The 12,207-nt window shown below is 69.2% G+C and carries 10 protein-coding genes; 4 read left to right on the forward strand and 6 right to left on the reverse strand.

Translation table 11 applies throughout. From position 1 onward, the window contains the following. Window positions 1-129: a hypothetical protein gene (locus ABFX45_RS03760; RefSeq protein ID WP_267899825.1), complete on the reverse strand. Its 129-nt coding sequence runs from the start codon at window positions 127-129 to the stop codon at window positions 1-3. A 41-nt stretch (window positions 130-170) separates the two neighbouring features. Continuing rightward, entirely contained in the window at window positions 171-413 is a 243-nt protein-coding gene (locus tag ABFX45_RS03765) for an acyl carrier protein (RefSeq protein WP_109639478.1), read from the reverse strand. A gap of 123 nt (window positions 414-536) precedes the next feature. On the opposite strand from ABFX45_RS03765, the gene ABFX45_RS03770 reads away from it, so the two are divergent. Both ABFX45_RS03770 and ABFX45_RS03775 read left to right on the forward strand, forming a co-directional pair. Continuing rightward, entirely contained in the window at window positions 537-941 is a 405-nt protein-coding gene (locus ABFX45_RS03770; protein WP_346127619.1) for a hypothetical protein, read from the forward strand. Further along, window positions 938-2,107, forward strand: coding sequence for a zinc-dependent alcohol dehydrogenase (locus ABFX45_RS03775; RefSeq protein ID WP_346127621.1), 1,170 nt, complete (start codon window positions 938-940; stop codon window positions 2,105-2,107). Before ABFX45_RS03770 ends, ABFX45_RS03775 begins: the two co-directional genes overlap by 4 nt. A gap of 41 nt (window positions 2,108-2,148) precedes the next feature. Here ABFX45_RS03775 and ABFX45_RS03780 read toward each other — a convergent pair whose 3' ends face one another. After that, window positions 2,149-3,954: a ricin-type beta-trefoil lectin domain protein gene (locus ABFX45_RS03780; protein ID WP_346127623.1), complete on the reverse strand. Its 1,806-nt coding sequence runs from the start codon at window positions 3,952-3,954 to the stop codon at window positions 2,149-2,151. Between the two features lie 37 nt (window positions 3,955-3,991). Then, window positions 3,992-5,842, reverse strand: coding sequence for a discoidin domain-containing protein (locus ABFX45_RS03785; RefSeq protein ID WP_346127624.1), 1,851 nt, complete (start codon window positions 5,840-5,842; stop codon window positions 3,992-3,994). A gap of 98 nt (window positions 5,843-5,940) precedes the next feature. On the opposite strand from ABFX45_RS03785, the gene ABFX45_RS03790 reads away from it, so the two are divergent. Continuing rightward, window positions 5,941-6,948, forward strand: a complete 1,008-nt coding sequence (locus ABFX45_RS03790; protein WP_346127626.1) for a LacI family DNA-binding transcriptional regulator — start codon at window positions 5,941-5,943, stop codon at window positions 6,946-6,948. A 21-nt stretch (window positions 6,949-6,969) separates the two neighbouring features. After that, window positions 6,970-7,614 carry a class I SAM-dependent DNA methyltransferase gene (locus ABFX45_RS03795; protein WP_346127628.1) on the forward strand — a complete coding sequence of 215 codons (645 nt, stop codon included), beginning with the start codon at window positions 6,970-6,972 and terminating at the stop codon, window positions 7,612-7,614. Between the two features lie 78 nt (window positions 7,615-7,692). Here ABFX45_RS03795 and ABFX45_RS03800 read toward each other — a convergent pair whose 3' ends face one another. Beyond that, the gene (locus ABFX45_RS03800) at window positions 7,693-9,996 is read right to left on the reverse strand and encodes a glycoside hydrolase family 95 protein (protein ID WP_346127630.1); all 2,304 of its coding nucleotides are present in this window, start codon (window positions 9,994-9,996) and stop codon (window positions 7,693-7,695) included. A 24-nt stretch (window positions 9,997-10,020) separates the two neighbouring features. Further along, window positions 10,021-12,132, reverse strand: a complete 2,112-nt coding sequence (locus tag ABFX45_RS03805; protein ID WP_346127632.1) for a DUF8189 domain-containing protein — start codon at window positions 12,130-12,132, stop codon at window positions 10,021-10,023. Between the last annotated feature and the right edge of the window lie 75 nt (window positions 12,133-12,207).

Consider the following 12,207-nt stretch of genomic DNA (forward strand, 5'->3'; position numbering starts at 1 on the left):
TCAGTCCGGCGGCTCGGACGTGTCCTCGTCGGTGACGTCCTGCGGCACCTCTGGTTCCTCGGTCTCGAGGTCGTCGAGGCTGGGGGTGCCCGGTGAGTGCGGTGCTTCGGGGTTGAGCGGATCGGTCATGCCGCCCGGTTACCCGGACGGCACGGCACCGAAGCACGCGGTCAGCTGACCGCCGGACCGGACTCCTCGGAGCCCGAAAGTTCCTTGAGGAACTCGTGGCACTGCTTGGCGCGGCCGGAGTCCTCCTCCATGACCCGCCGGAAGAAGTCGGCGATGTCCTGACGGCCCGCGTTGTCCGCGTCGCGCACGTACTGGCCGTAGTCGTGCCCGGCCTTGAGCGCGTGGTACTGCACGGAGATCAGGTCGTACGTGACGTCGTCGAAGCCGGTCTCACCGGTTGCCATCGCTACCTCCCGTGGTTGTCGGCACGTACGAGGTACCCGCGCAGATCGTCCCGAACCCGGCCCCGGTTGTTCTTCACCAGCACGGGTATCCCGGGTGTTCGTGCTCCGAGAGAGGCCGAAACGATGAACACAGCAGGAAAAGTGCTTCTCGCCGCAGGCGCGGTGACCGTCGCGGCGGTGGCCAGGCGCAGAAGGCGCGCTCCGGACGAGCGGGACCGATACCTGGCGGTGACGGTGAACCGCGCGCCGGACGAGGTGCAGTCGTCACTGCCGGAGGACCTGGCGCGGTGGCGGGACCGGGTCGAGATCCGCATCCGGCCGGCGGCGGGGGACAAGGGCACCGAACTGTCGGTGCAGCCGTCCGAGCAGGTGTCGCGGCACGAGCTCAGGCTCGTGCTGCGCAGGGCGAAGGCGGTGCTGGAGGCAGGTGAGGTGGTGCAGTCCGACACGGCGCCGACCCATCCGGGGCCGATGGGCAAGGCGCTGCGGCTCGTGACGAGCCGGGCCGGAGGCGGTGGCCGGCTGTGAAGGCGTTGTGCTGGGAGGGGATCAACGACGTGCGGGTGCAGGACGTGCCCGATCCCCAGTTGCTGAACGACCAGGACATGATCGTCAAGGTCCGGCTGAGCACCGTGTGCGGCTCGGACCTGCACCTGCTCACGGGGCACATCCCGTTCATGCAGGCGGGTGACGTGATCGGCCACGAGTTCATGGGCGAGGTGGCCGAAGTCGGGCCCGGCGTCACCAGGCACCGGCCGGGTGACCGCGTGGTGGTGTGCTCCTTCATCGTCTGCGGGCGCTGCTGGTACTGCCGCAACGAGCTGTACTCGTTGTGCGACAACACGAACACCAACCCGGCGATCACGCAGCAGCTGTGGGGTGCCGACCCCGGCGGCATCTTCGGCTACTCGCACGCGATGGGCGGGTTCCGCGGCAGCCACGCGGAGTACGTGCGCGTGCCGTTCGCCGACCACACGGCCATCCCGATTCCCGAGGGCGTGGACGACCTGAGCGCCCTCTTCGCCTCCGACTCGGTGCCGACCGGCTGGATGGGCGCCGATCTGGGTGGCGTCAAACCGGGTGACGTGGTCGCCGTGTGGGGTTCTGGTGCGGTGGGCCAGATGGCGGCACGCGCGGCACAGCTGCTCGGTGCCGAGCGGGTGCTCGTGATCGACCGCTTCGACTACCGGCTGCGGCAGGCGGAACAGGCCTTCGGCGTCGAGACGATCAACTACGCCGGTACGTCGGTCGGTGACGCGCTCCTGGAGGCCACCGGTGGCCGCGGTCCGGACGTGTGCATCGAGGCGGTCGGCTGCGAGGCGCACTCCACCGGCCCGCAGTACGCCTACGACCAGGTGAAGAGCAAGCTGAAGCTGGAGACGGACCGCCCGATCGCGGTGCGGGAGGCGATCTACAACTGCCGCAAGGGCGGATCGGTGTTCGTGCTCGGTGTCTTCACCGGCCTGGTGGACAAGTTCCCGTTGGGCGCCTTGATGAACAAGGGCCTGACCGTGCGCGGTGCCCAGCAGCACGGGCAGCGCTACATCCCGATGCTGCTGGACCGCATCGCGTCCGGCGAGCTCGTCACCAACCACCTGGCGACGCACATCATGCCGCTGAGCGAAGGTGCGCGCGGCTACGAGTTGTTCAAGAAGAAGGAAGACGGCTGCGTGCGCGCGGTCTTCCAGCTCTGACGAGCTGATGGCCGGTGCCCGCGGGCACCGGCCATCACCGGCTACGCCGGAACGGTCCACCTCTGGTTGGCGCCGCCCGTGCAGGACCAGATCTGCAGTCTCGCGCCAACGGCGGTGTTGTTGCCGATCACGTCCAGGCACTTGTTGCTGCCCACGTTCACCAGCGTGCCGTTCGCCGCGGTCCAGCGCTGGTTCCCGCCGCCGAAGCAGTCCCAGAGCTGGACCGGTGTGCCGTCGGCGGTGCCGTTGCCGGTGACGTCGAGGCACTTGCCGAGCCCGCGCACGGTGCCGTCGGACGCGAGCGTCCACGTCTGGTTCGGGCCTGGGTAGCAGGTCCACATCTGCGGCTGGTTGCCGTTCGCCGTGGAGCCGTTCGTGACGTCGAGGCACTTGCCGCCCAGGCCCGTGATGGCGCCCGTGCGGCCGGGCTGGCCGGGGTCGAGCGTGCCGGGCCAGGTGAACGTCGCCATCGCACCCGCGGGCAGGGTGTAGCCGAACGTCTGGCCCGCGTAGGAGACGCGGAAGCTCTGCTGGCCGCCGGAGTTGAGGGCGACGAGCACGATCCGGCCGTCCGGGTTGCGGAAGGCGACGTTCTGGATGCCGCCCTCGCCGTAGCCGGTCGAGTCGACGCGGACCGCGCCGGGCTGCACGAACTTCGCCAGGTGGCCCAGCACGTAGTACTCGGCGTTGTAGCTGACGCTGCCGCCGTTGGTCGTCACGACACCCATGCAGTTGGTGCAGCTGCCGATGACCGGGCCGTGGCTCGCGTCCAGGGCCATGTTCCAGATCGCGACGGTGCGTGCCCAGTTGCGGGTGGCGCCGATCGCGAGGTTGATGCCCTGCCACCGCAACGTGTCGCGGAACGTCGCGGCGTCGTCGCCCGACGACGTGCCGGAGCACTCGGTGAAGAAGATCTCCTTGGTGGGCTGGGCGTTGCGGACGACGGACTGCCCACTCGGGTTGCCGCCGTAGCAGTGCCACGCAGATCCGACGACGTTGTTGCCCGCACCGTTGTTCACAACCTGCGCGTAGGTCGTGTCGTCCCAGTTGTGGTCGTAACCCAGCAGGCGCGCGTTCTGGCCGACAGCGCGCAGCTTCGGCACCAGGTTGTTGATGACGTTCACCTGCTGCTGCGCCGGCATTCGCATGCCGGGGTAGCCCGGCGGCTCGAAGTTCGGCTCGTTCTGCACGCTCAGGTAGTCGATCGGCGCGCCCGCCGCCTGGTAGGCCTGGGTGAACTTGACCAGGTAGTCGGCGTACACGCCGATCTGGCTGTCGTTCAGCGAACCCCGGATGAGGCTGTTGTTGTTCTTCATCCACGCCGGCGCGCTCCACGGCGTCGCCATGATCGAGAGCTGGGGGTTCAACGACTTCGCCTGCCGGACCAGCGGCAGGATGTAGGCGTTGTCGTGGGTGATGGAGAACCGCGAGAGAGTCGGGTCCGGCGCGCCGTCGTTGTAGGTGTAGAAGCTGCGCGAGAAGTCGGTCGAGCCGATCGGCTGGCGGAGGAAGCTCAGGCCGATGCCGCTGCTCCTGCTGAACAGGTTGGTCATGATCTCGTCACGGCGTGGCGAGTTGAAGATGTTCCACGCCGCGGAGTCGGTGAACGACGCGCCGAAGCCGACCACGGACTGGTAGGTGGTGTTCGGGTTCACGGTGATCGTCGGACCGCTGCCGCCCGAGCCGAACGTCACGTCCGCCTGCTGCCGCAACAGGTTCGAGCGGTCGGCGGTGGTGAGCCACACGTTCGCGTTCGTCGCCGCGGTCGCGGACGGGGTGGCGAGCCCCGCCATCACGACGGCGGAGATCACCGCGATGCCGCGCCAGCGTTGTGTCGTCGTTGACATAAGCGCTCCTTGCAGGGGTTTGGGCGCCCAGGGATTTTCAGTTGTAGAGACGGAGATCGGCGATGCTCCACCAGTTGCTCGCGGCACCGGTGGACGTGATGCGCAGGTGTCGCGCGCTGGTACGGCGCACGTCGATGTTGGTCAGCTGGCCGGCACCGGCACCCGATGCGAGCGTGCGCCAGGTCGTGCCGTCGCCGCTGACCGACAGCTCCCAGCTGCGGGCGTAGTCGCCGAGGTGGCCGCCGCTGTCGACGGCAACCCGGCGGAAGTGCTTGCGCCGCCCCAGATCCACCTGCACGAACTGGCCGGGAACCTGCGCGCCGCCGCTGGACCAGCGGGTTGAGGCGTCGTCGTCGATCGCGAGCGCGGCATCGGAGGTGGCACCGGTGAGAGGCACGAAGTCCAGCTTGGTGCGGAGATCGGCGGTCCACGTGAACGTCGCGAGCGCGCCACCGGGCAGGGTGTACTCGAAGGTGCGGTCGCCGGCGTTGACCGCGAACGTGCGCGGGTCGTCGTTCTCGTTGTGCACCACCAGAGCTGTGGAGCCGTCCGGGTTGCGGAACGCGGCGTCCATGATCTGGCCGTTCCAGCCGGTGGTGCCGAACGACGTGCTGGCGATCCGGCGCGCGCCGGGCCGCACGAACTTCGCCAGGTGGCCGATGGTGTAGTACTCGGCGTCGGTCGTCACCGAACCGTCCGGCTGCACCGTGACGAGGCCGGTGCACGTGCCGCAGCCGCCGAGGTGCGGGCCGCCGGTGCTGTCGAGCGCGATGTTCCAGTTCACCGCGCTGCGGGCCCAGTTGCGGGTGGTGCCGAGGACGACGTTGCGGGCGTGCCACGTCAGGGTGTCGCGGAAGACCTTGGCCGGCGGGTCGGTGACGCCCTTGGAGCCCGAGCACTCGGTGAACCAGATCCCCTTGTCCGGGAAGGCGTTGTGGAGCGCGGTCTGCGCACTCGGGTCGCCGTGGTAGCAGTGGTACGCGGTGCCCGCGATCCACTTCGCGGCCTTGGACCTGAGGATCTGAAACGGGTAGTCGGCTTCCGCTGCGCCGTCGTTGGGATGCGTGGCCCAGTTGTGGTCGTAGCTCAGGATCTTGGTGCCCGGGCTGGCCGTTCGCAGTTTCGGCCCGAGCGGCTCGATCACCTCGAGCTGCGCCGCGACGGGGAGGTCCGTGCCGGGGTAGGCGTCCGGCTTGCGGTTCTGCGGCTCGTTCTGCACGGACAGGAAGTCGATCGGCACGCCCGCGGCCGTGTACGCCTGCACGAACTTCACGAGGTAGCGCGCGTAGGCGTCGTAGATCTCCGGGTCGTCCTTGAGCTGGCCGCCGATCAGCGAGTCGTTGGTCTTCATCCACGCGGGCGGGCTCCACGGCGTGGCCATGACCTTCAGCCGCGGGTTGAGCCGTTTCGCCTCGCGCAGCAACGGAAGGATCTTCGCCTCGTCGTGCCTGATGCTGAAGTGCCTCAGCCCGAAGTCGGTCTGCCCGGCGGGGACGTCGTCGTAGGTGTAGTGCTCCCGCGCGGCCGTGAAGTCGGACGAACCGACCGGCTGACGCAGGAAGCTCACCCCGATGCCGCGCACCGGGTCGAACAGCTTGCGCATCGTCTCGGCGCGCACGGCGGGCGCGAGGCTCGCGAGCAGCTCGGCAGACGAGTCGGTGATGGACGCGCCGAACCCGTCCATCGACTGATAGGTGCGATCGGGGTCGACCACGATCGTCGGGTGGGTCGACGGCGTCGTGCCGAACGTGACGCGCGGGCGTTCGTGCAGCAGTTCCGCCCGGTCCGGCGTGGTCACCCACACGCGCGCTGCCGGGGCGTTGGACGCCTCAGCGGTCGGCACGGCGGTGAGGCCGAGCACCAGGGCCACGATCGCGGTTCGTCGCATGTAACACCCGTTCATCACTGTGAAACAGCAGCTTTTCAGGATGAAACCCGGCCGTGGCGCAGGTCAATGGTGTGGACGAGTTCCGGTACATTGACCTGGTGGAACGCAAGATCGGGAACGTGAAACAGCGCGCCAGCCTCCGAGACATCGCTGCGGAGACCGGCGTCTCGGTCGCGACTGTCTCCCGCGTGCTCAACGACCACGTCAACGTGGCTCCGCGGACCCGTGACCTGGTCCTTCAGGCCGTGGAACGGCGAAAGCAGGAGACGCCCACGAGGACCGTCTACGTGCGCTGCCCGTACGTGCTCACCGACTACTTCGGCCTGATCGTCTCCTCGATCGCGGAGACGCTGAAGCTGCACGGCCTGCGCCTGCTGCTGGACGCGGGGGAGTCCGGCCAGCACAGCGGCGCGCTGCGCGGCCTGCCGGGTCAGGACGACGTCGACGCCGCGATCCTGATCCTGCCGCCGGAGGAGGGCGACGAGCTGGTCGCGTTGTCCCAGGCGGGTTTCCCGTTCGTCGTGGTCGATCCCCGCACCCCGCCGCCGCCGGACATCGCCGCCGTCTCCGCCGCGCATTCGTCCGGGGCACGCGCCGTCGCGGACCACCTGATCGGTCTCGGCCACCGCGACATCGCCGTGATCGCCGGGCCGGAGGAGTGGCTGGCGGGCGACGCGCGGCTGGCCGGCCACCGCGCCGCTCTGGCGAAAGTGGGCGTCCTGCTGACGCCGGACCGGTTGCGGCACGTCGAACCCACGACCGCGCAGGGCAGGCGCGCCGCTGCGGAGCTGCTGGACCTCTCGCCCCGCCCGACGGCGATCGTGTGCTTCAACGACAAGGTCGCGGTGGGCACGCTCCAGGCGGCACGGGAACGCGGGCTGCGGGTGCCGGAAGACCTGTCGGTGGCGGGGTTCGACGACATCGACCTCGCGGAGGCGACGGATCCGCCGTTGACGACCGTGCGGCAACCGTTGCAGGAGATGGGGAGGATCGCGGTCACGCAGCTGATGCGGGTGCTGGACGGCCACGAGCCCGAGGCGTTGCACATCGAGCTCGCGACCACCCTGGTGGCCCGCGGCTCTACAGCCGCGGTGAACTCTGCGTGATCATCACCTACCGTGTCGGAGGTGAACTCGGACCGCTGGTTGACAGACACCCGCACCTCTTACGACACGGTCGCGGTCAGCTATGCCGACCAGATGCGCAGCGCCATCGCCGAGCTGCCGTACATGCGAGCAGCTCTGGCGTTGTTCGCCGACCTGGTGCGCATCGCAGGCGGCGGCGCCGTGGCGGACGTGGGCTGCGGGCCGGGGCACGTCACCGCTCACCTGCATGACCTGGGTGTCGACGCGTTCGGGATCGACCTTTCCCCCGTGATGATCGATGTGGCACGGCGCGACCATCCCGGGCTGCGGTTCGAGGTGGGCTCGATGACGGACCTGGCCCTCGACGACGCCTCGATCGCCGGCTTGCTCGCGTGGTGGTCGTTGATCCATGTCCCCGACGACGCGGTCCCCGCGGCCCTCGCGCACTTCCATCGAGCGTTGCGACCTGGCGGACTGCTGGCGCTCGGCTTCCACGTCGGCGACGAGTCGCGGCTGAAGACACAAGGCTACGGCGGCCATCCGATGAGGATCCACGTCCACCGCCGCCGGCCGGACCAGGTGGCAGCCCGGCTGCGCGAATCCGGGTTCACGATCGAGGCCCAGCTGCTGCTGACCCCGGAGGAGGACATTCCACAAGCGATCGTCTTCGCACGCCGTCAGCCCTGAGATGCCGTTCAGCGTGACTTCGGCGGGGTTCGCGGTCACCAGCCCATCTCGGAATGCCGGTGACCACGAACCGCGGCTCTACGGCCGCAGCGTCACCGACTGCCCCTTCCTCAGCTTGATCCGCTTCGACCACCGACCGGCGCGCACCTCGGTCTCGGTGCCGCCGACGCTGCGCACCGTCACGCTGGTGACCTCACCGTCCCGCCACGCCAGGTCGACGCTGAAGCCGCCACGTGCGCCGATTCCGGTGACAGAGCCGGACTTCCACGCCGGCGGCAGTGCCGGCAGCAGCTCGATCACGCCGGGCCGCGCGTACAGCAGCATCTCCAGCATCGCGGCGGGCGCGCCGAGGTTCGCGTCGATCTGGAAGATCGACCGGTCGCCGAAGCTGTACATGTCGAAGAAGTTCGGCGCCGTGCCGTTCGAGAAGCTTATCGACGGCCTGATCACCTTCAGGAACAACTCGTAGGCGCGGTCGGCGTCCTTCAGCCGCGCCCAGCACGCCACCCGCCACGCGAGGCCCCAGCCGAAGCTCTCCATGCCGCGGGTGATCAGCAGCTGCTTCACGCCCTCGATCAGTGCGGCGGGGGAGTCGTCGTGGTTGATGCGGTCACCGGGGAAGAAGCCGACCAGCGGTGACAGGTGCCGGTGCGTGGTCTCGCCGAGGTCGTCCGGTGACATCCACTCCTGCAGCATGCCGGTCTTCTGACTGACCTCCGGCAGGTACAGGCGATCGCGCAACGCCGACATCCTGCGGCCGTAGGACTGGTCGCGCCGCAGCACGTCGGTCGCGATCCGGTACTTGCCGAACAGGTTGTGCACCAGCTCTTGTGCGTAGGTGAGGCCGCGTGCGTCCTGCGGGCCGTGCTCCGGTGACCAGTCGTGGTCGTCGACCAGGCCCTGCGGGGTCTCGACCAGGCGGGCTTCCCAGAACTCGCAGGCGCCCTTGAGCAACGGGTAGATCTTGGCCAGGTAGTCGCGGTCCAGCGTGTACTCGTAGTGCTCGAACAGCGACATGCACAGCCACGCGTTGCCGCCGGGGTGCCACCACCAGCCGCTGCCGCCGTAGATGTTGGTGGAGAAGGCGATCGCCCACCCGGCGACGCGGTTGCTGGTGTTGCGGAACCTGTTGCGCGGGTCCTGGAACAACGCCTGAGTGGAGTTCGTCCACGCCGGCAGCTGGGCGAGGCAGTAGTCGGCGAGCGCGTCGAAGCTGTCCGGCAGCGCGGCCCGGTCCGCGAGCCAGTAGTTCATCTGGATGTTGATGTCGGAGTGGTAGTCGCTGTACCAGTCCGGGTTGTTGTTCGCGAGCCACAGGCCCTGCAGGTTGATCGGCAGGTTGTCGCGCGACCCCGTGATCGTGAGGTAGCGGCCGAACTGCAGGTAGCTCGCCTCCAGCTCCGGGTCCGGCGTGCCGCTCGACGCCCGCGCCCTGAGCCGGGTCCAGGTGTCCATGGCGCGCTGGGCGTCGGTCGACCGGCCCAGATCGACCTTCTGCCGGTCGTAGCGCTTGCGGTAGTCGGCGACGTGGGTGCGCAGCAGAGCGCTGCCGGACGCGCGGACGGCCGCCTTGCCCAACGCGATGGCGGCGGGTTCCACGAACGGGTCGAGGAAGCCCTTCGAAGCGTCCGGGACGTAGTTCGTGCCGCCGGAGAACACGATCACCAGGTCCGAACAGCCGGTGAACGCGAGCTTCGCGCCGTCGACCGCGACTGTCCCATCAGGACTGTAGGCGGTCACGACACCGCTGTACGCCAACCGGTTCTGGAACGAGCCGGTGAAGACGGCGGCGGTGTGCGGCGCGTCGCCGACGGTCGGTTCACCGTGGGCGCCGGCCAGCGTGATCGTGCCGGTCTGGCTCGGGCCGGTGAGCCGGACGATCATCACGTCGTCGGGGTGGCTCGCGTAGACCTCACGGCGGTACTGCTTGCCGCCGTGGGTGTACGTCGTGGTGACGATGCCGTTGCTCAGGTCGAGTGCGCGGCGGTACCCGGTGGCGCCCGTGTGGGCCGGCATCTCGACGTACAGCTTGGCCAGCAACGAGAACGTGCCGAAGTGCGTCGGGTCGTACGGGAACTGGCCGTCGCCGTCGAGCGCGTCGTTGAGCTCGCCGGTCCACATCGTCACGTCGGTCAGGTACAGGAAGTCCTTCTCGACGCCGCCGCCGACGAGCGCGCCGAGGCGCCCGTTGCCGATCGGCAGACCCTGCTCGATGATCATCGCCTCGTCGGCGGGAGCGGGGTACCAGAGGGTCGTGGGGTTGGTGTTGAGCGGATTCCCGGTGGGCCGCCGGGGTTCCGCGTGGGCGGTGAAGGCGGGCAGGACGAGTGCGCCCAGGCCCAGCGCGCCGGAGGCCTTCAGGAAGGCGCGACGAGTCGTCATCGTGGTGCTCCTCGAAGAGGCGGGTCAGGACAGGTGGGCGACGTGCACGGCGTTGTCCGGGCCCCGAACCGCGACCCACGATCCGTTCGCACCCGCGGCCGCACCGACCGCGCCGGTGAGCGCGTTGCTCGGGAACTGGTCGCGCTTGAACCACCAGGTGCCCGCGCCGTCGACGAGATCCTGCTGCCACACCGTGTAGTCGCTGCCGCGCACGAAGACGTTGACCCTGTCGCCGTTCGCCAGCGCCGTCGGGCTGCCGCTGATCACGCCGCCGAGCGAGGTCCACGCCGACCAGCCGTTCGCGGTGCGCTTGCGGTACCACGCGGAGTCGTCCTGCAGCCGGACCGTGACGAACGTGCCGGCGGACACCGTCGCGGCACCCGGCCTGCCGTAGATCTGCTGGTTGCCGGGCGAGCCGACGGAGGTCCAGCCGCTGCTCTGGTCGCGCGTCCACACGCGACCGTCGGCGCCGCGGCCGAAGAGGCTCCAGCTGTCCGGCCCGGTGAACGCCACCGACACGGAGTCGGTCAGCGTGCCGCCGAGCGAGATCCAGGCGCCCCATCGGCCACCCGAGTAGGTCCGTTGGTAGGCAACGTTGTCGGTGCCGCGGACGAACAGGTCGATCCGGCCACCCGGGCTCGCGAACGCGGACGGCTGGCCGAGGATCCGGCCGTTCTTCGGGCCGCCGAGCGTGACCCAGCCACGCCACGTGCCGCCGGTCATCGAACGCTGCTGGAGCCGTCCGGACCTGTCCCGCGCGAACACCGCCATGCTCTGGTCGTCGTGCCGCACGAGCGCCGGGCTGGCGGAGACGTCGCCGCCGAGGTCGGTGCCGGGCACGGCCGTCTCGCCGCGCAGCTTGAGGAACGCGGTGCCGTGCGCGGGAACCGTGACGGTGTACGTCCCGGTGGCCGTGCCGCGATCGGCGCGGGCCCGCAGGTCGCGGATCTGCACGGCACCCTTCAGGCCGGCGTCGGCGAAGCTGACCGTGAACTCGGCGGGCTGGTCGTTGCGGTTGAGCACCGCGACGGCCCGCTCACCCTTGCCGGACAACACCTTGCTGTACACGTCGACGTTGTTCGCACCCGCGACGCGGACACCCTGGATGGCGAGCGGGTCCTGGTCGACCGCGATGATCTCGGGGTTCTTCAGCGTCTCGATCATCGACGGCGGCAGCGTGCGCGGGTCCGACCCGATGATCAGCGGCGAGGCCATGACCGACCACATGACGAGCTGCGAGGTCGACTCCTCCTCGTTGAGCTCGTACGTCCCCTGTTCCGTCTTGCGCATCGGAATCAGGTAGTCGGGATCGTTGTAGTGGCCGGGTCCCTGCGCACCGGGCCGGTACAAATTCCGGTCCATGTTCCGCAACACGTCACGCCAGATGCCCTCGTACGGCGTGCCGAACGCGACGTCGGTGCTCGTGCGCCACGAGTCACCCACGCGCGGCCCGTAGGTGTAGGCCACATAAGCGGTCTGGTCCCACCGGTGCGGGACGCTCCACTCGTCGGTCACGGGGTTGCAGAGGTTGAGGATCATCTTGCGCCCCGCCTTCTGCACCGCGGCGCTGAACTGCGTGAAGGCGACCGCCGGGTCCATGTTCTGCGCGATGCCGCACAGGAAGTCGATCTTGATGGCGTCGAACTCCCACGCGGCGAACTGCCTGGCGTCCGCCTCGTAGTAGCCGCCACCGCTTCCGGCCGCGCAGTTCTTGCCGTCCCACGCGCCGGCGTCGGTGTAGATGCCGGCACGGAGACCCTTGCCGTGCAACGTGTCCACGAGGCTCGTGAACCCGGACGGGAACCGCGCGGGGTCGGGCAGCAGCTTGCCCTGGTCGTTGCGCGGCGGGCTCGCGTTCCACCCGCCGTCGATCCACACGATGTCGTAGCCGGCCTCGGCGAGCCCGCTGCTGACGAGGAAGTCGGCGACCCCGAGCACCTTCTCCTCGGACGCCGCACCCACGGCGAAGTAGGAGTTCCACCCCATGTACGGGGTGCGGGCGAGGCCGGAGTCGTAGTAGGTGGGAGCGCCCTGGTCGGCGCCAGCGTGTTCTATCGGGGGCGGGGCGGCCGCGGCGGCGGTGGGCGCCAGCAGAGCGAGCGCGATGGTGGCCACGGTCAGCAGGGTTCTGGGCATACCCGTACCTCTCCTCGTCGAGGGCCACAGCATGCGGTGGCCGCCCGATCGAGTCAAGAATAAATACTAAATAAG

The sequence above is a fragment of the Lentzea roselyniae genome (assembly GCF_039537795.1).
GTDB classification, from domain to species: Bacteria; Actinomycetota; Actinomycetes; order Mycobacteriales; family Pseudonocardiaceae; genus Lentzea; species Lentzea atacamensis.